The organism is Pseudomonas psychrophila (assembly GCF_001043005.1).
GTDB lineage: Bacteria > Pseudomonadota > Gammaproteobacteria > Pseudomonadales > Pseudomonadaceae > Aquipseudomonas > Aquipseudomonas psychrophila.
In genome coordinates, this window is record NZ_JYKZ01000004.1 from 301,449 (window position 1) to 324,531 (window position 23,083).

The following is a 23,083-nucleotide window of genomic DNA, read 5'->3' on the forward strand; positions in this document are numbered from 1 at the left end:
TCAGCCTCGGGCTGGCCGATCTTGATGGCCAATCATCGAGGCCACTGAACGGTGTCGACTTGGGCCAGAGCCTGGGTAACGACGCCAGGCTGACGCGCACCCTCTTGTTCCACTCTCTCTATATGGATTGATCATGAGCCGCATTCCCGACAACCCGCCGTCCCCCGAACAGCTGTTTAGATTCAGCCCTCACTTCACCCATGTGAACAAGGCGCTTGCAAGCTGGACGCCACGCTTGACCTCCCCCGTCTTGCAGCGGCTGAAAACAGTGAAACCCACCTTGCACCGTTCGCTGGCAACCATCACCCCCACTCAAAACCGCACATTCAAAAACACACTGACCGAGCGCTGGGCCGCGCACGGCGAAGTGGACAAGCAACTGGAGAACATCCTCGATGTAGGCGCGTTCGCCGAACCGTTACTCAAACGGCTGATCCAGCAACGTCATGGCCTGGACCTTGACGTCAACGCCCTCTGGATCAACCTTTACATCCCCAGGTACCTGCCGGTGATCGGCCTTCAAGACAGTGGTTCCACGGCGTGGCGCGTATCGTTGCTGGACGCCGCCCTGCACAACTTTGAACTGCATGAAACCCTGCCCTATGCCTACGAGCCTGACTCGGGCTATATCACTCGCCCCGACGAGCAGGGGCATTACACTCTCAGGGGCGATATCGCCGAAAAAATGCCGGTACTGGCCTTCACCGCCTTGTGCCGCACACTCAACCTTGGGGCCCGCTATGACGCTCATCTAAGAGCGCATTTGGGGCTCAATGACCGTGCCAGGCAATTACGGATTAAAACCACCCTGCGCGAATGTCATCAGGCCGACCTAAAGGCTGATCTGCTCCACGGTACCCTCACCCGGCAAATGCACGCTCCCTTGTACGAGTCATTGAATGGCTTTATTAGCGGCATGAGCAACAAATGGCTGATCTACACCCTCTCTGTAAGTGGACTGGCGGTAGAGGGACCGCTGATCTTCATTCCCGAAGATCAGCGGTCCGTTGTGGTGTACATCCCCCACGACCCGCTGCACCCGGCAAAAGAATACTCATCCACCGGCCGCTTTATTGAGCACCTGACCGCGCGCCTGAGCGCAGACGACTATCAGCACTTCTTCAGTCGCTTCATCCCTCACGAGCATCTGGCGACTTACTTTTCAGCGCTGAAAAAAACTTACTTCCACGTCATCAATGACACCCCCAACGCCCCTGATCTGGAAGACCGCGAGTTCGGGGTCAACCAAACCCTGATCCCGATTGAAGCCCCCTTGCTCGAGTACTCGCTAGAGCCGATTACCGATGACCTGTGGGAAACCCTCTACAGCACAAAGCTGGCCAGGATTTTCAGCGACGCCAAGAGCATTGCGATTTCCACCGACGCAGAAGACCGCAAAACCCGCCAGGATCGGCTGGAGCGCTGGAAGCGCATTGGAATGGCCCTTTTCAATGCGGCAACCTTTGTCATCGCCCCGCTGGTGCCGGTGGTCGGTGAGCTGATGCTGCTTCAAATGGCCTATCAACTTCTGGATGACGTCTACGAGGGCGTTCACGACTGGGTAGAAGGTCAAACAACCGAGGCCTTTGAGCATTTGATTGCTGTGCTGGAAAGCGGTGTGCAGGCCGGACTGTTTGCGGCGGGAGGACAAATCGTCAGCGACCTGCTGCCCAAATCGTCAGCCTTTGTAGAAGGCATGGCCCCCGTCACCGGCAGTGACGGCAACACGCGGCTATGGAACCCTGACATCAGCACCTACAGCCATCCATTGAGCGTGCCTGACAGCGTGCTCCCTGACCGACTGGGCCTGCGCCATCAGGACGATCAAATGCTGCTGACGCTCAACAGCACTCCTTTGGCTGAACACACGCTGGTAGTTGAGAAGACCGAAGGCTCTGAACGCTTCACCCTGCGCCACCCCACTCGCCCGCACGCCTATCGGCCCAAAATGCTGCATAACGGCGAAGGGACCTGGCTGATGGAAGGCGAGCGTCCGCAGACCTGGGACGATGAGATCCTGATGCGGCGACTGGGTCACACCACCGATGGGCTCAGCAACACTGAACTGCAAAACCTGCGACGTATCAGCGCCACGTCCACAAGCGTCCTGCGTCGGGTACACCTGAACAACGAACCCATCCCCCCCCTGCTCAATGACAGCTTGACGCGTCTCAAACTGCACAAACAGAACATCAAGGACATCGAGCTCGTGCGCAACGGCCTGACCTCGTCAGAGAGGAGCCATTGGCTTGAAAGCCTGCCCACCGAGCTGCAAGGCTGGCCAGAGGACAAGGCGGTGGCCATCTACTCGGATCACACACTGTCCGGCTCGCCCCATGTGTACGGCAACCCGGATGCCGCACCTGAAGGCACGCTGAAAATTTCCAGGGGCGAGGTCAAGCAGGGCAAGCTTTGGCCACTGATTATCGACAACTTGGACTCAACACAACTCGACACCTTGCTGGGCGCCAAAACCGTTAAGACGCAGGCAGTGAGAGCATTGCAAACCAAGGTGGCCGACTATGCCTATCAGCGCCGGGAAGACATTTTCAACTACACATACGCCAAAGAGCGACTCACGAACCGCCCGCAGGCCGCCTTGATTGAAACGGGCTTTGCACAGCTTCCAGCCCCGGTGACGCAGGCCCTGCTTGATACCGCCAGCACCCTTGAAAAAACAGACTTGCTGGCAGGCAACAACTTGCCGTTGCGAATCAGGCATCTGGCTACGGAGCTACACACTCAGACACGGATCGCGCACGCACAGGAAGGCCTGCTTGAAGAGGACCTGATCAGCCCCGATGCCGAGAAACTCGCCATCAACACACTGAAAATGCACACCGATGCCATCAGCAGCCTGAAGCTGGAAGTACGCGAATCGGTAGTGGACGGGCCTTTGCGGCACGCCCATCACCCCGAGGGAGCCAGCCACACGCGAACAATCGTGCGCCTGGGGCCGGGCAACTACGAAGTTTATGATGAACACGGGGCCTTGACTCACCCGGCTTCGCGCTTCCACACCGCCCTTCAGCATTCACTGCCAGACGCCAGCCTTGAACACATGAGGGCCCACCTCAAGCCCGGGCAAACTCTCAAGCAATGGCTCCTCGAAAAATACCAGTCTGGCAATCAGGTCCGAACCGCCCTGGAGCTCCCTGCCCCCAAAAGCTCCGTGGCCATGGAGGCTGAAACGCTGCTGCGGGGCATCGGCAGCAGCCATATGGATCCCAATGCTGCGACCAGTACGCTGAAAAACCAGGTCAAGGCCCTGTACCCGATGCGCGATGATGCCGAAATAGAAATGATCACCGCGCGCATCAACACCGAACAGGCCTTGACCCACCTCAATGCCCTCGAGGACGAAAAGAACCTGTTGTTCCGCGAACTGGATGAGTGGGTGCAGACGCCAGCAGCCCCCTCAGCATCAGGTACCGACAGTCGCGGCATTTATCAAATCCGCAACTATGTCAGTGCCAGAATCAAAGATTCTTGGCACACCGCAGATAAACCGCACATCAACAAGGCCGGCAGAATTGAAATCAGTGCGGTACTCGACTTCAGCCACGCGGCACTGGGTGCCATCGAACTCGAAAGCTTGAATGTGAGCAAACCGCTGCGCCATGTCGCCGGGCTATTTCTCGATGACTGTCAGTTGTCGTCCGCCAGTGAAGGGTTCCTGGATCACTTTCCCAACCTGCGGGTGTTGTCTCTGGCGTCCAATACGCTGGAGCGCTTTCCACCGGCCCTCACACGGCTGCGCCGCCTCAGGCAACTGACGTTTTCCCATAACAGATTGGCGATGACGCCTGAGGCACAGGATCATCTCAACGGGCTGACCCGGCTTCTGCACCTGGACATGAGCAACAACCCGCTAGGGCTACCTCCTGCCATTGGCCATTTGCCTGAGCTCATGACATTGATGCTTAACAGAACCGATATTACGCAGTGGCCAGAAGGCCTGTTCTCGATACCCAGGCCCAAAGCCTTCAATTTGAACCTGCTGGGCAACGAAATATCAGCGGTACCTGACTATTTGCCCGAGTCTGCAGAGGCTTGGGTGGTGGCCAATGCCCGCCTTGAGAGGCAGAAACTTGATCTGGATAACCAGGAGCGGGTTATTCAGTACCGCCGCGCGCAAGGGCTGGACCCTCATCGCACGTACCCGCCCCGAGGCCCGGAAGGGAGTAGTTTTTGGCTCGACGGCACTCTCGAAGAGCGGGCCTTTCTGCAAAACAGCTGGGATAGCGTCGAAAGAGAGCACGGCTCCCAGGGATTTTTTGAAGTCATTTCCAGAATGGAAATTCCACCGGAGGCGTTTGAGACTCAAGGTGACAGGATCGACTACGACGACGCCTGGGAGGATCTGGCCACCAAGGTGTGGCGCCTGATCGATGCTGCACATGGCGATACCCGGATGCGCGAAAAACTTTTCACCCTGGCCAGCGCCCCCACGCATTGCGCGGATGCCGGCGCGCAGATTTTCAATGCCATGGGCCTTGAGGTTATGGCCTATGAATACTACGAAGCCGCAAGCCCTTCACGAGAGCTGAGAAACAACCTGATCACATTGGCACGGGGCAAGGCCCGGCTGGCGAAAATCCATGACATCGCCCGCGCCGATGTCGCTCAGCGGGTAAAGCCTGTCAGCGAAGGCGGCCTGGGGTTGAGGTTCAGCTCTGAAGTCATCGACGGGGTCCCCGGCACCGTCGATGAAGTCGAAGTGCACACGGGTTATCAGGTTCGCCTGAGCTCCAGCCTTGAACTGCCCTGGATTCCCAATTACATGGTGTACCGCCTCACTGCGGGAGTGGGGGATACAGAATTTACGCGGGCCTACAGCCTGATCAAGGAGAGCGAAAAAGGCGATGGCCTGGTTAACCAGATACTGGCAGAGGCGCCTTTCTGGGAGACCTACCTGAACACAACCTATCCAGGCAGGCTTGAAGACAATGCACGGGTTTTCGACGAGCGAGTGGACTGGCTAAATCAGTTGGTCGAGCAGCAAAACGCCTGGGTCAAGTCACAGGTCCAACTGCAAAGTCGCGACCCGGCATTGAGGGCTTCGTTAGTAGACATCGCCGCCAAACTGCGGATCACGGCCCCTGAAGTACTGACTCAAGAGCCCCTCAGTGACAACCTGTATAACCGGGTTTACTTGCAACTCGCCGATGAGCGCATGGAAGTCAGCCGGCAATTGACCCGAGAGGCCATCGCCGAGGCCAAACTGCTCTGAGGTCAGCCCCGCTCTGCAGGCGCCGAAGACAACTCGAACGGGCTGCTGCTACGGCGCTGATTGCGGTCTTCACGAGGGGTGGCGCCAAAAAAGTTGCGATACGCACTGGAGAAATGCGGCCCCGATGAAAAACCGCAGGACAAGCCGATCTGGATGATCGACTTGCTGGTTTGCATCAGCATTTGCCGGGCCTTGTTCAGACGCAGCTCCAGGTAATACTGGCTGGGCACGCGGTTGAGGTACTGCTTGAAAATCCGCTCCAGCTGCCGACGGGATACGCACACATGCTGGGCGATTTCGTCGGTGGTCAGCGGTTCTTCGATGTTGGCCTCCATCAGCAACACGGCCTGGGTCAGCTTGGGATGGCTGGAACCCAAACGGTTTTGCAGCGGAATACGCTGACGCTCGCCACCTTCGCGGATGCGCTCCACCACCAGCTCTTCGGACACCGCACCGGCCAGTTCAGCCCCATGATCGCGAGCCAGAACGGCCAGCAACAAATCGAGCACCGACAACCCGCCACACGCGCTCAGGCGATCACGGTCCCAGTCAAACAAGTGACTGGTGGCGATCACCTTGGGGAAACGCTCGGCAAAATCGTCCTGCCAGCGCCAATGCACTGCAGCACGATAACCATCGAGCAGACCGAGTTGCGCCAGCGGATACACCCCGGCCGACAACCCGCCGATCACACACCCAGCCCGCACCAGTTGCTTGAGCGCACTGCTCAAGGCCGGAGCCAAGGTGGTCGGGGGCTCGTCAGCCAACAGGAACAGCTTTTGGCAGCCTTCAAGCTTGCCGTTCCACGGCTCGCCAGGCAATTGCCAGGCCCCCTCGGGTTGAGGCTCGGCCTGCAGGAACGACAACTCGTAGACAACTTCAGGGTGCACGCGCTGAGCAACACGCAACGCTTCCTCAGCCAGCGCCAGAGTCAGGGCTTTGGTGCTGGGCCAAATAAGGAAGCCAATTCGATGGGCGGTCATAGCGTGCTATCCGGAACGAAACGGGAATAAAAACGGAAGGAGCCGAGCACTGAGCCTAGGTCAGCTTCGCGGGATGCGGAGCATGACCTATTTTGGTGCACAGCGGCAGTCTAAAAATGGCAGTTACTTCAAGCTGCCAGACAGAAATTGCTGCAACCGCTCGCACTGAGGGTTAACCAGCACTTCCCGCGGGTTACCGCTTTCTTCAACAATACCTTTGTGCAGGAATACCAACTGGTTCGACACTTCACGGGCGAAGCCCATTTCGTGAGTCACCACGACCATGGTCCGGCCTTCCAGAGCCAGGTCCTGCATCACCTTCAGCACATCACCCACAAGCTCGGGGTCGAGAGCTGAAGTCGGCTCATCAAACAGCATGACCTCGGGCTCCATCGCCAGTGCACGAGCAATCGCGACCCGCTGCTGCTCGCCACCGGACATGTGTCCAGGGTAGGCATCCTTGCGATGGGACACGCCTACCTTGTTGAGGTAGTGCTCGGCTTTTTCACGAGCTTGGGATTTGGTCATCCCCAGCACATGCACCGGCGCTTCCATGATGTTTTCCAGCGCGGTCATGTGCGACCACAGGTTGAAATGCTGAAACACCATCGACAAACGCGAACGCATGCGCTGCAACTGCTTGGGATCAGCAGCCTTGAGGGCGCCGTCCTTGTTGGCAATCAGCTTGAGCTCTTCGCCATTGAGCAGGATCTTGCCTGCATGGGGCTGCTCAAGCAGGTTGATGCAACGCAAAAAGGTACTTTTGCCGGAGCCACTGGAGCCGATGATGCTGATCACATCGCCTGCCTTGGCGGCCAGTGAAACGCCTTTGAGCACTTCATGACTGCCATAGCGTTTATGCAGGTCTTGGACTTCAAGTTTGTACATGCTGTCGGTTCTCACAAAAACAGTCAGTCGTTGAGCAAGCGCCCGTGACGCAAAGGCTCGCGCCCCGCCACTTTAGCCAGCCAGAAACCGGGTTGGGCATAACGCAGTCGCTCAACGGCAAATAACACGCCGGATGTTCCTGCGCATACCGTACTGACCCGGTCAGATAAAGGATCAATCACTTCGAACAGCGGCTCGCCAGTCTCAACCCAGGCGCCCACCGGACGTAAAAAACTCACCACACCGGGGTGCGGTGCAAATAACAATTCAGTGCCTTCAAACGGCATGCCTTCGCACGTTTCGTACTGCGCAGCAGGCCAGTCGCCCGTGATCAGCCCCTGCTCGGCCAGGAACGCCAGAATACCCTCGGCATAGGCTTCGGCTTGTGGGCGCCCGGTGTCGGCCTGCCCTCCCAGCTCCAGCGTGGTGGACATGCAGGCCAATGCAATCTGCGCGTCGCTGAACTGGCGCTGCAAACGTAACCAGGGCACCGAACAGGCTTCATCGAATGAGCTGCCGCCCGAGTCTTCGGCCAACAGACCTACGCGCACATCCAGCCGCGCAGCCAGTGAACGCCACTGGGGCCAATGCTGAGGCAAGGCGTACATATGCAGTGCGGCATCGGTCTCACAGTGCAAGTCCAGCACAATGTCAGCCGTGCAGGCATGACTAAGCAACACACGCTGCATACCTTGCAACTGACTGGCCGCAGGGGGGAGCTCGGACAACACATCAAGCATCGTCTGACGGATCAGTCGGGTGTTGGCATGGGGATCATCCCCCAGGCACCCAACCAGTCGCTGCGCCACCGGGTCGCTCAACTCAACGAAGTCCCGGTTGAAGTTCTTGCCGCTACCAAACTCAAAGCGCCCCTGGTGGCTGCCTTGCAGCAATTGACCAAGCCCTAGCGGGTTGGCCACAGGCACCAGTTCGATCACACCGTTCAAGGCACCTTGCGCCTCAAGTTCGGCGAGACGCTTTTTCAGCTCCCAGGCACACCGCATGCCTGGTAGTTCGTCTGCATGCAAGCTGGCCTGAATGTAGGCCTTGCGCTCGCCCGCGCCGAAACGAAACACCGTCAAGTGGCGTTCAGAACCCAGGCTGCTCCAGGGCAACACGTGATCTATGCGTTCCATGGGTCAGGCCTTGCGCGGGGCCATGTAGCCCAGCCAGCGGCGCTCGGCCAGTTTGAACAGACGCACCAGAATGAAGGTCAGGCAGAGGTAGAAAGCACCTGCCGTGATGTAGGCCTCAAACGGCAAGTAATACTGCGCATTGACGGTACGTGCAGCACCCGTAATGTCGATCAGGGTCACGATCGAAGCCAGACTGGTGGTCTGCAACATCATGATCACTTCGTTGCTATATTGCGGCAGCGCCCGGCGCATGGCCGACGGCAGCAAAATACGGCGGTACATTTTGGACCGCGACATACCCATGGCCTTGGCCGCTTCAATCTCGCCATTAGGTGTGGCCCGCAGGCTACCGGCAATGATTTCGGCAGTGTAGGCACTGGTATTGATCGCGAACGCCAGGCATGCACAGAAGGTTGCACTGGAAAGCAGTGGCCACATGAAACTGTCACGAACAGCCTCGAACTGGGCCAGTCCGTAGTAGATCAAAAACAGCTGTACCAGCATCGGCGTGCCGCGAATCACGTAGGTAAACAGCCAGGCCGGGAAGTTGACCCAGGCCTGCTTGGAGACTCGCATCAGCCCCAGCGGCACTGCCGCCAGCAAGCCAAAAAAGAGTGAAATACCCAGCAATTTCACGGTTTCCAGCAGCCCGCTCAAGTACAGCGGCATGCTGGCCCAGATGACGTTATAGTCAAAGATCATAGCTCAGCCGTCCTAACGCCTACCGAGTAGCGCTTCTCAAGTTGTCGCAACGCCAGCAGCGAAACACTGGTCAACACCAGATACAACGCGGCAACGGCCAGGAAGAAGGTGAACGGCTCGCGGGTGGCATCAGCCGCCTGCTTGGCCTTGAACATCATGTCTTGCAAGCCGACCACCGAAATCAGGGCCGCGGCTTTGGTCAATACCAGCCAGTTATTGGTAAAGCCCGGAATCGCCAGGCGAATCATCTGTGGCACCAATACCCGGAAAAACACCTGAAACGAACTCATGCCATACGCCATGCCGGCTTCAGCCTGGCCCTTGGGGATGGCCATGAAGGCACCACGGAAGGTTTCAGACAGATAGGCGCCGAAAATGAAGCCCAGGGTGCCAATACCGGCAGCCAGCGGGTTCAAGTCAATATAGTCGTCGTAGCCCAGCATCGGCGCCACGCGGTTGAGCAAGTCCTGGCCGCCGTAAAAAATCAGCAAAATCAGCACCAGATCGGGAATTCCGCGGATTACCGTGGAATACAGATCGCCCATCCAGGCCAGCCAACGTACCGGCGACAAGCGTAACGAAACACCGATCAGACCTAGAACAATGGCCAGGGCCATGGACGACAAGGCGAGCTGAAGCGTCAGCCAAGCGCCATCGAGGATGACAGCCCCGTAGCCTTTCAACATGATTCAGGTCCTCAGAAATGGGGATGAAAAAATGGCGCAAACTTCAGAGAATCTGTTGCTTGCGCCATTTCGGACTTACCGCAGCGATGTATTACTGACCGTAAATATCGAAGTTGAAGTATTTGTCCTGGATTTGCTTGTACTTGCCGTTTTCACGCAGAGCCGTGATAGCAGTGTTGATCTTGTCTTTGAGGGCGTCGCCCTTGCGCACTGCGATCCCCACGCCGTCACCAAAGTATTTCACGTCGGTGAAAGCTGGGCCTGCGAAGGCATAACCTTTGCCAGCCGGGGTTTTCAGGAAACCGTCTTCCAGCAGGGTGGCGTCTGCAACGGTGCCATCCAGACGGCCCGCTTCTACGTCCAGGTAGATTTCATTCTGTGAACCGTAAGGAACGACGGTTGCACCTTTAGGTGCCAGAACTTCCTTCGCGAAACGGTCGTGGATCGAACCGCGCTGTACGCCGATTTTCTTGCCCTTGAGCTCCTCAAGGTTATCGCCGACCACAGTGCCTTCCTTCATCACCAGACGTGCCGGAGTGAGGTAGTACTTGTTGGTGAAATCAACCGACTTCTTGCGGTCTTCGGTGATGGACATCGAGGACAGGATCGCATCGATTTTGCGTACTTTAAGCGCAGGGATCAGACCATCGAATTCTTGCTCGACCCACACACACTTGACCTGCATCTGCTCGCACAGAGCATTACCGATGTCGTAGTCAAAACCCACGATACTGCCATCCGGGGCCTTGGAGGCGAACGGAGGGTACGCCGCTTCAATACCAATCTTCAGAGGTTTATCAGCAGCAAAAGCCTGCAGGGACAGCACGGACAGTGCCAGGGCGCCAAGAAGCACGAGTTTCTTCATCTTAGGACTCCATCGGTAAAGGGCAATAAATGCAGAGTGAGCCTAGGCCCAATATGCGGAGGTTAAACCGGGAATGCGGCGCCACGTCCTACTGGCGTTGCACTGAGATCAGCACAACAACGACGAGCGAGTGATCGGCATTCTAACGACAGGCTTCAAGCCGTAATTTCTTCAATGCGACAACTAATTACAGATGCACCGAAAAAGGCGACCCTAGGCATTGACAGCTCTCCAAAATAATGCAAGAGCAAAAGATGTAGAACCTATATGAGTTGCAAATAGCGGGCCTATTATTCGCAAACCCTTCTATTCCGGCAAGTGTAGCGTTTCATCTTATTTTATGACGGGCCACAAATGGCTCTAAATCAGTGCTTTTAGTATCGCAAAGCCCCACCTTGGCGCAGTCGGTTACACATTCGGTAACACCGAGGGCCTACACCTACAGGAGCAACCGTCTTACTGGTCCTAAATGCCCGCTCCCACTGTAGATTCCAGGCCACCATAAAAAAGCCCCGCCAGGCAACGCCGGACGGGGCTCGATGACACTCAACACGTGTTATGCGACTTTCATGCCTTTGTGGGTCTCAATCAAGTGCTGCACCACACCCGGGTCGGCCAAGGTAGAAATATCACCCAGACCATCGTATTCACCGGTGGCTATCTTGCGCAGAATGCGGCGCATGATCTTGCCCGAGCGAGTTTTCGGCAGGCCCGGCGCCCACTGGATTACATCCGGCGAGGCGATTGGACCGATCTCCTTGCGCACCCAGTTTTTCAATTCAAGGCGCAGCGCTTCACTCGGCTCTTCGCCACCATTTAGGGTGACGTAGACATAGATCCCCTGCCCCTTGATGTCATGCGGAACGCCAACCACTGCGGCTTCAGCGACTTTAGGATGCGCCACCATCGCGCTTTCGATTTCAGCCGTACCCATCCGGTGGCCGGACACGTTGAGCACGTCATCCACGCGACCCGTGATCCAGTAGTAGCCGTCTTCGTCGCGACGCGCGCCGTCACCGGTGAAGTACATGCCACGGAAGGTCTTGAAGTAGGTATCGACGAAACGGTCGTGATCGCCATACAGGGTCCGCGCCTGCCCCGGCCACGAATCCAGAATCACCAGATTGCCTTCGGCTGCGCCCTCTATCAGGTTGCCCAGGTTATCCACCAGCCCCGGCACCACACCGAAAAACGGACGCGCAGCTGACCCCGGCTTGAGTGCGTGCGCACCCGGTAATGGGCTCATCATGCAAGCACCGGTTTCGGTCTGCCACCAGGTATCCACGATCGGGCAGCGCTCCTTGCCTACCGTTGTGTAGTACCAGTTCCAGGCTTCAGGGTTAATCGGCTCGCCCACCGAGCCCAGCAAACGCAAGCTGGAACCATCGGCCCCTTTAACCGCAGCCTGGCCTTCAGCCATCATGGCGCGAATGGCGGTTGGTGCGGTGTAGAGAATGTTGACCTTGTGCTTGTCGACAATTTTCGACACCCGGGTGATGTCCGGATAGTTCGGCACACCTTCAAACAGCAAGGTGGTCGCGCCATTGGCCAACGGCCCGTAAACAATATAAGTGTGACCGGTCACCCAGCCCACATCGGCGGTGCACCAGTACACTTCGCCTGGACGGTAATCGAACACACGCTCATGGGTCAGCGCCGCATAGAGCAGATAGCCGCCAGTGGTGTGCTGCACGCCTTTGGGCTTGCCGGTTGAGCCGGAGGTATAAAGGATGAACAGGGCTTCTTCGGCCCCCATCTCTTTCGGGGCGCAGTGCTTCGAAGCAACGGCCATCAAGTCGTGGTACCAGATATCACGGTGCTTGTACCAGGCGATGTCGCCACCGGTGCGCTTGAACACGATGATCTTCTGCACACTCGAGGTGTCAGGGTTGGTCAGTGCCACATCGACATTGGCCTTGAGCGCTGTGCGCTTGCCGCCACGCAGACCTTCGTCGGCGGTGATGACCACCTTGGATTTGCAATCGATGATCCGCCCGGCCAGTGCCTCGGGGGAGAAACCGCCAAACACCACGGAGTGAATCGCGCCGATCCGGGTACAGGCCAGCATGGCGACCACGGCTTCCGGCACCATCGGCATATAGATAGTAACGACGTCACCACGGTGCACATCCTGACCGCGCAAGGCGTTGGCCAGCTTGCACACTTCTTCGTGCAGTTCGCGGTAGGTAATGTTGCGCTGTTCGGAAGGGTCATCGCCTTCCCAGATGATGGCTATCTGGTCGCCGCGCTCAGCAAGGTGGCGATCCAGGCAGTTGTAGGAAACGTTGAGCGTGCCATCTGCAAACCACTTGATATCGACATGGTGATCGTCGAAGGAGGTCTGCTTGACGGTAGTAAAAGGCTTGATCCAGTCGAGACGCTTTGCTTGTTCGCGCCAGAAGCCATCCGGGTTGACGACGGACTGCTGGTACATCGCCTTGTAGGTCGCCTCGTCAGTCAGCGTATTGGCAGCGACTTCAGGGCGTACGGGATACAGGGAAGCGGCACTCATGTTTCATACCTCAATGCTTGTAGTTGTTGTTTTATGACCCTGTTTTAGCCGGGCCAAGCCGTGAGATCCATTCGACGTTGGTAGTAAGAAACACGCAGAAAAACCATGGTTTTTCTGCGCAAGGCTCAAGAACAGTACTTACAGCGCTTTACTGTTGGATGCACGCCTTGCAAACGTCAAAAATGAACCCTGTTTTCGACGATTGTTGCAGAAACTGTCAACAGTCTTTATCAAAACCCCCTCTATATGCCCGTGCAGCGCAGGCCTAAAATTCATCTCGCCAACCAAGGCACCGCGATTGACCCAAGTTACAGCCCCCACGAAGGCAAGTTTAGTCGCTCTTACTTACTCAGTTTCACACACAGCCTCACAAGGGCTGTGTGACCCCACTCGACCTAAAACAGGTAAATTTGAAATGAAAGCGTTGTTAGTTCTGGCTCTAAGCAGTGTGTGTTTGACCGCCATGGCGGATGAAACAAACACACAGGCTGCGCACCAGCAACCGGCCGTTGAACAGTATTCCTACTCTTCCGAACTGGACATCGCCAAGGTGATTTCCATGAGCGAAATTCCCAGCGTCTGCGAAGTCGTGCCGGCACAAATGGTCTACGAAGACTCGCAAGGCATGCAGCACACCCTTGAATACCGCGTGATGGGCAACGGCTGCTCCAACGGCTGATTCATCGCAACCGCTTTATGACACCGCTAATTAACTTACTTATATAAGCGATCCCACGCGGCACTTAATCGCCACTTTCAATGCAACTTTATTGCCGTTGAACAGTTGCCTGCCTGCGCCTGTATCGCCCGGGAATTATTAAATGAAACGTTCATGGATAATGGCTTTGAGTCTGTCCGTTCTGGCCAGTACCGCATTTGCCGCTGACGGCTACGACCGCACTCACGCAGCCGCTTTTGCAGAAGACGGTTACCAGAACACCCGCTCGGCCAGCTTTGCAGAAGATGGTTACGACAACACCCGCTCGGCAGGCTTTGCCGAAGATGGCTACGACCGTACCAACGGCCATCGCCTCAGCTGACACCGCATCGACTGACGCCCGGTTTCGGCCGGGCTTGATCCTTCCTCGCACCAAAGCCCTCTTCATTCGCGCTTAAGCCACAGGTCATTCGACCTCTTGGGCCGATGAAAAAAAACTTCTGCTCCCGTAAACCCTCGCTCAGCCGCAGCCCTACTTAAGCCCAGGATAAATTTAGGGCGTTTCGTCGCATCCCCTGAAAAAAAACTGGCTGAAATACCTTGTGCAAAAGCCGTATACTGCGGCCATCAAAAAGGCTTGATATATCCCCTTCGCGGGCTATAAATCCACGCTGCTACGGCCTCAAGGCCCAGGGTGAGTGCAGGTACAACCTCCTCCCCTGAGCGACAGCGATACAAGCCAACGTACACATTCATGTTTTTGCGTGAGCACAACGCTACTGCAAGCAACATTTCTTAGATCCAAGTGGCCTATGGCCGTGTAAAAACCAAACCATAAGTGTTTTCACACGGCCATTGGCCCTCACGCAGGAGACGATACGTCATGCTGAGCTGGGACGAATTCGACAAAGAAGACGAAGGCGAAGTCGCTGTTAAAGGCGCCAACGCGGGTCACGCAACCGAAGCCAACATGGACCGCCTGGACGCCGCCGGTGGTGTTGCCGCCCAAGAAGCCCGCGCAGTGACGGCCAGCGACTCTGCCGCCATCATTCGCGCCAAGGCCGCACTGGATAACCTTGACGTCGCCGAAGGTCTGGCCGAACTCGAAGGCGCTTCCGCCCGAGTTGCGGTTGACGAAAAGATGATGATCAACTGCCGCGCCGACCTCAACCAGCTCGTACCGTTCAAGTACGACTGGGCCTGGCAGAAGTACCTGGACGGTTGCGCAAACCACTGGATGCCGCAAGAAGTCAACATGACCGCCGACATCGCCCTCTGGAAAAACCCGGAAGGCCTGACTGACGACGAGCGCCGCATCGTGATGCGTAACCTGGGCTTCTTCTCTACCGCCGACTCCCTGGTTGCCAACAACCTGGTGCTGGCCGTATACCGCCTGATCACCAACCCGGAATGCCGCCAGTACATCCTGCGCCAGGCATTCGAAGAGGCGATCCACACCCACGCCTACCAGTACTGCATCGAATCGCTGGCCATGGATGAAGGCGAGATCTTCAACATGTACCACGAGATCCCGTCGGTCGCTAAAAAAGCCACCTGGGGCCTGAAGTACACCCGTTCGATCTCCGATCCGAAGTTCGAAACCGGCACGGTTGAAACCGACAAAGAGCTGCTGCGCAACCTGATCGCCTACTACTGCGTTCTGGAAGGCATCTTCTTCTACTGTGGCTTCACGCAGATCCTGTCGATGGGCCGTCGCAACAAGATGACCGGCGTCGCCGAGCAGTTCCAGTACATCCTGCGCGACGAATCCATGCACTTGAACTTCGGCATCGACGTGATCAACCAGATCAAAATCGAAAACCCGCATCTGTGGGACGCTGAAATGAAGGAAGAAGCTTCGCAGATGATCCTGCAAGGCACCCAGCTGGAAATCGAATACGCTCGCGACACCATGCCGCGCGGAGTACTGGGCATGAACGCCGCGATGATGGAGGACTACCTCAAGTTCATCGCCAACCGCCGCCTGTCGCAAATCGGCCTGAAAGAAGAATACCCGGGCACGACCAACCCGTTCCCATGGATGAGCGAAATCATGGACTTGAAGAAAGAGAAAAACTTCTTCGAAACGCGGGTTATTGAATACCAAACCGGCGGTGCATTGAGCTGGGATTGATACGGGGCTTGAGTTAAGTCACACGTAGCAAGCAAGAAGGGCCAACGATTGTTGGCCCTTTTTTTTGTGCATCGGCATTTTTACATGCCCTCTATAAGGCTCAAAAATTCGGGGTCCGTCTGCCATAGTTCAGCCAGTTTATTGAGGGACTTGTCAGCAGGCTCCAGATTTCTCAGTTCCTCAATAGCCACCGTCCACCAAAGATATTTGCAAGCTTCAAGATAGAGAGCGTTATTGGCTGCCTTGCCCAACAGATAGAATTTGGCTATTTTTCGGGAAGCAGCAAATTGCCCCCTGAAGGCCCACTTCAACTGTAAGCGGTTGCGCAGTGAGTTATTTGGAAGACGGGTGGGAACAGCGAATGTTGCTCCCAGCAAGTCATAGCGATAGTTCTCGCCGTGCTTATCGAAAAAAACCCGGTACATTGCATGGTGGTAGCGCTTCACCGAAAAGTAGTGATTGACACAGTCATTGGCCTCGACGACTTTTCGACCAGCCAGCATGAATGACATTGCGATTTGCTCAATCGTCAGGAGTGTAGCGCCATGATGAACCCATTGATCAATCAAACTAATGGCCCCATCGAGAATATCCCCGTTGGCCTTGGTCATCCCGCAAACCCCACTATTGAACAACCTCAAGGTTGGAGCGGGTGCTTCATTTCCAGTATTGAGATGGGTCACGAGTACGCTGAACTCCGAACGTAGTGAAGCCTCGTCCCAACGCCACTCAAACTCATCCATCAAAAATTGATCATCAGTAACGCGCTTGAACAGCCGGGACGGGTCTTTGACAAAAACCGTGTCGGTATCAATGAAAATAGTTTTGTCAGCAAGCCCGACACCCGCCTGGATCGCACAAGCCTTACGCCGATGAGAGTAACCACCTACACCTTGCCAGGTGTCCAGCGTATCCGCGCTCAGGGGTAACACTGTAATCGGCCATCCATCAAACGCCTCAGGCTGATCAGTCATCAACGTGATCGTGAAATCAACTGGACTCTTGCGGTGGCGCAGCGCCGTCAAAATACTGAACTTTGCTTCATGGCGATAAACGGCCTTGTCGCCATACAGCAGGTAAAGAAGTTGATTGCCGCCGATAGCTGACGCATTTATGGAGTGCATCATTACTTGCAATACCGTTCTTTTAGAGGGCAATGCAATTTCAAATTATCGTTATTCGACCATTGAAAAACTGCTACCAAATCATCTTTTATTTTAACTGCAAACAGCGCTGATCTTAGACAGATCCAAGTTATATCACTGAACAGATCATTTAAAACCCTCACAGCAAGCGTTCGCTTTTGGGAAAAACCCAGGCGTTCGTTATAAGTAGTGATAGCAAACTCAACCGCTACGACAAAGTATTTCTTCCAAGCACTATCTTTTAACAAGATTAATATTGAGCTCATAGCGCGATTTCCGATTTAATTTTCAGACTGAGGTTTTTCAATACAGCCATTCCACCACTAAGTGACAATCCAAAAGACGGGCATGTTATTATTTTTCCTGGCGCCGCAGGATCATTCTGTTCACCAGACAGGCCAATCAAAACAAGTAACAATTTCATCTCGAGATGACAGGCCGACATACTTACTCCATACACACTTCATTGACTTCACTAAGTAACATGAAGTTGCTTGATGGAACCTGAGTCCCTGAATAGGCTAAGTCTTAGGTGTGCTCGAGTTAAAAAACATAGGAAAAGTCTGAAAAACACGAAGAAAGCTCTTGATAGTTCACAGACAAAAAATGGGGAACATAAACACGTATTGTCGCTGGCTCTGCCGTCGATGTAGCGCTAGCCGGTACGGGCAATGAGCGCTTCGTGAGACAGTCGTTGGTAATAGAACCCGCTTATGGGCCTCCCAGCAGACTATGCAAGCCTATCAGTCCGGCAAGCTGAGTATCCAAGTGCCGGCGTTGCTACAACTGGCCCGACTCCTTTCGAGCACACTCGAAAAGATGTTTGGCCAGCAGCCGGAAACCACTGTGGCGCAAACGGGGCCCGGCTCCAAAATGGCAGCAGCAATTGCAGGCCATCGACCAGGTACCTAAGAGCCAGCAGAAATTTGTTGCGCAGATGCTTGATGCTTTGATCGCTCAGGCCACGACTAAATCGAGCAGCTAAGTAAAGGAAGTTTGGCAGTAAGCAGATAAAATAACACCGGCGCATGGCCGGTGTTAAATAAATACACCTATTGATTGGGCTTGGTAATCATCAAACTCCCCAACTGCCCCCCTCAAAGCCGCACACATAATCATGAATCAACCCAGCAATAGTCGAAAATTATATTCTCGAACAATTAATAGGCCTCTCCCCCAACGAGTCTCCCATATTGTCTCTTCTAGCCACTTTGGAGTGCAGATGAAAAGCTCAAAATCATCTGCCCCTTGCATGCAATCAAGCCCAATTCGAATACGAAGACTCAAAGAAAAATTCTCTGCGCTCTCAGGACAGTAAGTCTCAACATCAAAAACATCATTAAAAATACCTTTTATAACAGCACGCACCATCCCTCCTAATCAGCCACATTCAGATGGCCATTACTTACTTTTTATGCGCTGACCTGTTACAGGGTTGATGTTGTACTTTTCAAAGTTGCCCTGCACGCCTGTCGTTGTAAAACGATGAATCTTTATGTGTTGGCGGCCTGTATACGCGAGCACCATCTCCAACCCAGGTTTTACCCAACTGATTAGCTTCGGAAGATGTACCTTGACCGATAGAGAAGTTCGGGTTTTTCGTTCCACTACCGTTCACAGCAGCAGCTAATCTTGAGTCCTGGGCCGCAACATTGCTCAAGTTTTCTTATATCAGTTGATCCTTCAGCTTTGGATACAAGGCCGCATTTTCAGCGCCTGAGCTAGATGCTCCATTTGTTGCACCAACCAAAGATCCGAAAAATCACGAAATTCTAACGACCCTGAACACGACCTCTGTTGACCGCATCCAGAAGCAATTCAAGCTCAAGGCCATAACTATTTGGCTCGAAACTCTCCTTTACACCACTCATCAAAAACTCATTAGAAATCAACTCACAAAGTTCATCTACCTCACTTGATGATGATGAACCATTAAGCAATTTCTCAGCTAGCTTCTGTTGAAACGCTCCCGCCATAGATACTAACCAAAGTGGCTTGCTTGTGACGACTAAACCTCCGAAATACCTTTTGTACAAACTATTCTTCGACAATTACGTCTACAGCTTGCCCCTTGATAGCTACTTGCCCCCAGTCACCAGCCAATTCATAGCCACTATCACAACCAACAAAGCTGTCTATATTTCCATAATCGAACTCGCCTGAAGCATCTGCATATGCCATAAATCTCCTGTCAAGCTATTCAAAAGAGTCCACATTTAGAAAGCGCAACAAAATCTTCCTATAGCAATGTATCTCTCCTTCTTGTGGCTTTTTATATTTCGGATGGTTTTCAGTAAGAACTGCTTCCAATTCAAAGACTAGAGAGCCATCCCCCTCAAGAACAGATAAAACATAGCTATCTTCGAGATAAATATTTGAAAGCGAAGGAATTTCATAATAGTTCATTTTCATCCTCATAAATCAAAGTCAATTGACGTATAATTATCCGGACTTTTTCTTGTTACCGGATTACCAAAGGCGTCTGTTCTTTGACCTGTCGCGCTTTTAAACTCAACATGTGGATCAGCACTTCCTGGTGCCCGCGAACTGCCTTGTTTGATTGTCACACGAGGAATGCCATTCGCGTCAAGATATTTGAGAGGGCCACCATCCGCCTGAGCAGGCTTCCAACCTTGAGCTTCCGCATATTGCTTCAACTCACTGGCTTTTGGCGTTCGACCGGGTTCAAAAATCTTACTAATGCCTTTTGCACCAACTTATTCGTGAGAAGCTAAAGTCTTAGTCGCCTGATGCAAAGCAGTCATAAGGTCCTCAAGATTGAAATTCCATTTACCACCCTCAACGGGGGGATAAATTTCTATTTCAATTGGTCTTCCTGGCTCATGTGATACCTCAGCCAACTGACTCGACCCCGCCCAAATTTCGAATACACAATTCTCTCGATCTGGGGGGCTTGTTATCACAGAAGATAAAAGATTCATGGCTTCGGGGGCTCCAGCAAACCAATAAATTTCCCATTTGAATCGTAGCGAAGCCCACGGCCATCGGGGGCAATCACATCCATGACCTTCCCAAATCTACCTGTGTCTTTATAGGTTACGGTGGCCGCCGGATTGCTCAAGATTTCGTCAGCTATTTTTTGACCTTGAGCGTTGATTTCAGAAGGGCTCCCTTTATCGCTAGGAAACGCACTGCCTTCACGACTACCGTGTTTTTGGAGTGCTCGACCCGCTAATGAAAGTTGTCCTGATTTATCGGCCGGATCAAGCAGTTTTCCTGCATTCGACAAATCATCAATGTTTTTCCCAGCGAACGCACTACCTTTTGCACCGACTAATTATCGACTATGGGCAATACTCAACCGTATAACTGCTCTCTAGTTCTTGTTGTATCGATTTGGCCAGTAGCTCCCCCTCTGCTATATGCCGAAGCTCTGCCTCAGGAGTGGCAAAACAAGAATCGGGCGGGTAGTCGCTGTTGAACGTCGACTGATACTCACCGTCCCATTCACTGATTTTGACCTTCAGCTCTTGAGAAAGGGGCAAATCTTCAATATCAACGTGTCCCATTCTATCCGGATCTGGGCAGAATATCGGCCCAGCCAAATACTCACTCGTTAGTCTTAACCTGATCATGGCAATGGTTTCCAAGAACTGACCGGATTAGCTCGAACCACGAAGCCGTTTGAGCCAATCCCAACAGCGATGTTTTGTTCAACGCCATTGTACATAATGCGATAAACACTAGCCGAACCATTGGTCCCGACAATTTTTCCACGCTCAAGAGCACTCATAACAACATTTGGAATATCATCACGTGAGATGCCTTTGCTGACAAAGTCGACTTCGTGTCGTTTGTAAATGTGTTGCAGTCCGGCAGCATCAGTACCCTTTTCCAGCCAGACTGTTCGGCCATCTGGCAACCTACGGATATCAACCACACTTCCTGGCGTGATCTTAGTGCCTACAGACAAGCCAGAGATCAATTCGTCCCTCGTCAGAGTCGACCCTGACACTCCTTTGACACCCCCCGAAACCAGCCTTCCTAATACCCCCGCAAGCCCCACCCCTGTGAGTTCACCAGCCATAAACAGGCCCCAGGCCTTTACAAACTCAGTAGCCGGTTGAACACCATCAAACCCTTGCCCTCGGGCCAACTCCAGTTGCGCCTGAGCTATTTCATCACCCGTAGCGCCCTTTTTTTGCATATCTTCTGCGAGGGTCGTTGCCGCTTGCCCATACTCAACCAAGCCCGGCGGCAAGTGGTTCAGGAAGTTGTACTGCGTCAGGTTCTGCGCAATCCATTTCCCTTTCTCAAGCTTGCTGGCATCAACGTCATTTTGAGCGGCCGCAGCCAACACCCCAACAATCTGCGAACTCATGTTCAGCAGATTTTCATCGCCCTTGACCAAGTTATTCAGATGGCCCACGAGTGCTTCGTTAGCACCAGCAGCCAACGCACCGGTTTTAAAATCACCACCCGTTGCTTCGGCGAGTAATCCACCCACCATGGCGTGGATCGCGATTTTTTGCGCAGAACCATCGGCAAACACACCTTGGGTGTAATCACCAACCGCATTGAAACTCGCCGCAGCCAAGGTGTTAAACAAAGCATTTTTCAACGCATCACTGACGTTGCCGCCCTGCCCCAATGCCTTGCTCAAGGCCAGGGAGGTACCACTTTGCAGTGTCTGATTGGCCGCAAACTGCCCGACACCTTTCCAGGTGTTGAGCGGTACATTGACTTTGCTGGTTCCCGTATTGGTTTTGGTTCCAGTCAAATCATCAAAGTAGCCCGCTGTAACACCGGCGGTAACGCCCGATACCACATACCCTTTCATCGCATCCGATGACGTTACGTCCTTGATCACCGCGCCAAGATTGCCGCGATTATTGACGGTGCTGACAGCGGCATTCGTTGCCGCGCCCGCTGCAACGGCACCTGCCCCGGCTGCAACTCCGACACTCGCTCCCGCTGCCGTCATTGCCCCCATTGCTGCAGGCCCGACTACAGCCGCCATCACAATTGCAATAATGATCTGCGAAGCAGGCCCAAGCCCCGAGTTGCTGTACTTGAAGCTGTCGTGGATTTCCTTGACCTGGCGCCAATCCACATCACCACGTTTTTCAGCTTCTTTAAGCCAAGCCAATTGCGGGTCTGCCTTGACCATTGCTTCGATAGACTGGCTAACGGTTTGTTGATCAACCTGTCTGATATCTATCTTCAGGCCATCAACGGCTTTGATCGCAATGTTGCCTTCGGCAATCATCAGGGTTTGCCGAACAGTTTCATCCGTGTTGCCCTTGCCTTTGGATGAAACCCAAAACGCATTGTTATTACTCTTTTCGTGACTCTCCTGGTGCAGGTCCTTGACTGCTTCGAAGGTGATACCGCCGCCGCTTACGAGCGTGATGTCTTTCCCGCTATCAAGCTTGGCCGCCTGATAAAGCTGATCACCGCCACTGCTCAGGGTCAGGTCGCCACCCGTCTTGATTTCGCTCCCCACGTTCTTCACATCGGTCACTTCGTCACGCTTGGTTGCGTTGCTCCCCCAACCACCGTTTTTCTTCATGTCGTACAACGAGTAATTACTGTCTTGCGCGGCCAGCAAACTCAACTCGTTTATCGAACAAGCCCGTGACCAGCTTTACCAAGCCTTTTTCGCTGTTGAGCACGCCGCCTGTGTTGTTGGCAACACTGGCCGCGTCGAGATCAAGATCGCCACTGAAACTGTTAATCCTGCCGCCTTGGTTGTTCAAGGCGCCACTCAGGCGCATCTGATTGTTGTTCTCACTCTGCAACGTGCCTTGCTGGTTGTTCAGAGAGCGGGCGACCAGGTCGAGTCGGCCTTTATTACTGAAAATCAGCCCGTCCTGCTGATTGTTTACATCACCAGCCAACAGCTTGATGACCAAGTCTTTTTGACTGGTCAGAGTGCCTTTGTCGCGGTTGTCCAAGTCGCCATGGGTGAGGGTCAAGCTGAGCTGATCCTGGCTGACCACTACGGTTATCCAGGCTGGCAGTGCTTAACAGTAGCGTCGAGCCACTGGCCAGATGAGCGTTGTTAGCGTTGATCAACGCACCACTGAGGATATCCACGACGAAACGTCTCGTTCAACAACCGAGTGGTCGCTATCTTGAGAAGAGATAAATGAGGCGACTTTTCCGGTCGGGACTTAT

The 23,083-nt window shown here is 54.2% G+C and carries 17 protein-coding genes and 1 pseudogene; 4 read left to right on the forward strand and 14 right to left on the reverse strand.

Annotated features, from left to right (window positions below; all coding sequences use genetic code 11):
• Nucleotides 1–133 precede the first annotated feature (133 nt).
• Nucleotides 134–5,233 (forward strand): NEL-type E3 ubiquitin ligase domain-containing protein, encoded by a 5,100-nt coding sequence (locus tag TU76_RS12755; protein ID WP_048351770.1) that lies wholly within the window; start codon nt 134–136, stop codon nt 5,231–5,233.
• 2 nt (nt 5,234–5,235) lie between these two features.
• Here the strand turns inward: TU76_RS12755 and argR are convergent, their stop codons facing one another.
• The 7 genes from argR to acs all read right to left on the reverse strand — a co-directional run bounded on the left by argR (nt 5,236) and on the right by acs (nt 13,005).
• Nucleotides 5,236–6,216 carry a transcriptional regulator ArgR gene (gene argR, locus TU76_RS12760; RefSeq protein WP_019823423.1) on the reverse strand — a complete coding sequence of 327 codons (981 nt, stop codon included), beginning with the start codon at nt 6,214–6,216 and terminating at the stop codon, nt 5,236–5,238.
• Nucleotides 6,217–6,339: 123 nt separating this feature from the next.
• Nucleotides 6,340–7,104, reverse strand: coding sequence for an ABC transporter ATP-binding protein (locus TU76_RS12765; RefSeq protein WP_046808851.1), 765 nt, complete (start codon nt 7,102–7,104; stop codon nt 6,340–6,342).
• 23 nt (nt 7,105–7,127) lie between these two features.
• Nucleotides 7,128–8,240, reverse strand: a complete 1,113-nt coding sequence (locus TU76_RS12770; RefSeq protein WP_048351771.1) for a succinylglutamate desuccinylase/aspartoacylase family protein — start codon at nt 8,238–8,240, stop codon at nt 7,128–7,130.
• Nucleotides 8,241–8,243: 3 nt separating this feature from the next.
• Nucleotides 8,244–8,942, reverse strand: a complete 699-nt coding sequence (locus TU76_RS12775; protein ID WP_019823429.1) for an ABC transporter permease — start codon at nt 8,940–8,942, stop codon at nt 8,244–8,246.
• Nucleotides 8,939–9,628 carry an ABC transporter permease gene (locus TU76_RS12780; protein WP_048351772.1) on the reverse strand — a complete coding sequence of 230 codons (690 nt, stop codon included), beginning with the start codon at nt 9,626–9,628 and terminating at the stop codon, nt 8,939–8,941. Before TU76_RS12780 ends, TU76_RS12775 begins: the two co-directional genes overlap by 4 nt.
• A 91-nt stretch (nt 9,629–9,719) precedes the next feature.
• Nucleotides 9,720–10,493, reverse strand: a complete 774-nt coding sequence (locus TU76_RS12785; RefSeq protein ID WP_019823433.1) for an ABC transporter substrate-binding protein — start codon at nt 10,491–10,493, stop codon at nt 9,720–9,722.
• Nucleotides 10,494–11,049: 556 nt separating this feature from the next.
• On the reverse strand, nt 11,050–13,005 hold the full coding sequence (gene acs / locus TU76_RS12790) for an acetate--CoA ligase (RefSeq protein WP_019823435.1): 1,956 nt from the start codon (nt 13,003–13,005) through the stop codon (nt 11,050–11,052).
• Between the two features lie 415 nt (nt 13,006–13,420).
• On the opposite strand from acs, the gene TU76_RS12795 reads away from it, so the two are divergent.
• From TU76_RS12795 to TU76_RS12805, 3 genes are all read left to right on the forward strand, one after another.
• A complete protein-coding gene (locus TU76_RS12795; protein WP_019823437.1) occupies nt 13,421–13,684 on the forward strand; it encodes a DUF2790 domain-containing protein in 264 nt (87 codons plus the stop codon).
• Nucleotides 13,685–13,826: 142 nt separating this feature from the next.
• On the forward strand, nt 13,827–14,045 hold the full coding sequence (locus TU76_RS12800; RefSeq protein ID WP_048351773.1) for a hypothetical protein: 219 nt from the start codon (nt 13,827–13,829) through the stop codon (nt 14,043–14,045).
• 501 nt (nt 14,046–14,546) lie between these two features.
• The gene (locus TU76_RS12805) at nt 14,547–15,797 is read left to right on the forward strand and encodes a ribonucleotide-diphosphate reductase subunit beta (protein WP_048351774.1); all 1,251 of its coding nucleotides are present in this window, start codon (nt 14,547–14,549) and stop codon (nt 15,795–15,797) included.
• Nucleotides 15,798–15,877: 80 nt separating this feature from the next.
• On the opposite strand, the gene TU76_RS12810 is transcribed toward TU76_RS12805, so the two are convergent.
• The 7 genes and pseudogenes from TU76_RS12810 to TU76_RS24460 all read right to left on the reverse strand — a co-directional run bounded on the left by TU76_RS12810 (nt 15,878) and on the right by TU76_RS24460 (nt 22,905).
• The gene (locus tag TU76_RS12810; RefSeq protein WP_048654691.1) at nt 15,878–16,924 is read right to left on the reverse strand and encodes a hypothetical protein; all 1,047 of its coding nucleotides are present in this window, start codon (nt 16,922–16,924) and stop codon (nt 15,878–15,880) included.
• 1,140 nt (nt 16,925–18,064) lie between these two features.
• Entirely contained in the window at nt 18,065–18,313 is a 249-nt protein-coding gene (locus TU76_RS24750) for an Imm8 family immunity protein (protein ID WP_231984115.1), read from the reverse strand.
• 666 nt (nt 18,314–18,979) lie between these two features.
• A complete protein-coding gene (locus TU76_RS25605) occupies nt 18,980–19,123 on the reverse strand; it encodes a hypothetical protein (RefSeq protein WP_231984116.1) in 144 nt (47 codons plus the stop codon).
• A gap of 15 nt (nt 19,124–19,138) precedes the next feature.
• Nucleotides 19,139–19,348, reverse strand: coding sequence for a hypothetical protein (locus TU76_RS25610; protein ID WP_231984117.1), 210 nt, complete (start codon nt 19,346–19,348; stop codon nt 19,139–19,141).
• Between the two features lie 532 nt (nt 19,349–19,880).
• Nucleotides 19,881–20,192, reverse strand: coding sequence for a hypothetical protein (locus tag TU76_RS25230; protein ID WP_151121061.1), 312 nt, complete (start codon nt 20,190–20,192; stop codon nt 19,881–19,883).
• A gap of 342 nt (nt 20,193–20,534) precedes the next feature.
• Nucleotides 20,535–22,526, reverse strand: a pseudogene (locus tag TU76_RS12840) (DUF637 domain-containing protein); the annotation flags it as partial.
• The gene (locus tag TU76_RS24460; RefSeq protein ID WP_053070215.1) at nt 22,492–22,905 is read right to left on the reverse strand and encodes a hypothetical protein; all 414 of its coding nucleotides are present in this window, start codon (nt 22,903–22,905) and stop codon (nt 22,492–22,494) included. The pseudogene TU76_RS12840 and the gene TU76_RS24460, both read right to left, overlap by 35 nt.
• Nucleotides 22,906–23,083 lie beyond the last annotated feature (178 nt).